General features: G+C 46.6%; 1 protein-coding gene. It reads left to right on the top strand.

Translation table 11 applies throughout. From position 1 onward, the window contains the following. Positions 1-11 precede the first annotated feature (11 nt). The coding region (locus FHC49_RS11440) for a helix-turn-helix domain-containing protein (RefSeq protein ID WP_023280996.1) at positions 12-461 on the top strand (450 nt) is incomplete at its 3' end.

The following is a 461-nucleotide window of genomic DNA, read 5'->3' as shown; positions in this document are numbered from 1 at the left end:
AGGTTTTTTGAATGAGACGAACATTTACAGCAGAGGAAAAAGCCTCTGTTTTTGAACTATGGAAGAACGGAACAGGCTTCAGTGAAATAGCGAATATCCTGGGTTCAAAACCCGGAACGATCTTCACTATGTTAAGGGATACTGGCGGCATAAAACCCCATGAGCGTAAGCGGGCTGTAGCTCACCTGACACTGTCTGAGCGCGAGGAGATACGAGCTGGTTTGTCAGCCAAAATGAGCATTCGTGCGATAGCTACTGCGCTGAATCGCAGTCCTTCGACGATCTCACGTGAAGTTCAGCGTAATCGGGGCAGACGCTATTACAAAGCTGTTGATGCTAATAACCGAGCCAACAGAATGGCGAAAAGGCCAAAACCGTGCTTACTGGATCAAAATTTACCATTGCGAAAGCTTGTTCTGGAAAAGCTGGAGATGAAATGGTCTCCAGAGCAAATATCAGGA

The organism is Kluyvera sp. EC_51, assembly GCF_019584505.1.
Taxonomy (GTDB): Bacteria; Pseudomonadota; Gammaproteobacteria; order Enterobacterales; family Enterobacteriaceae; genus Kluyvera; species Kluyvera sichuanensis.
Note: the sequence above shows the minus strand (reverse complement) of the source record. Positions and strands in the feature narration are given on the sequence as shown.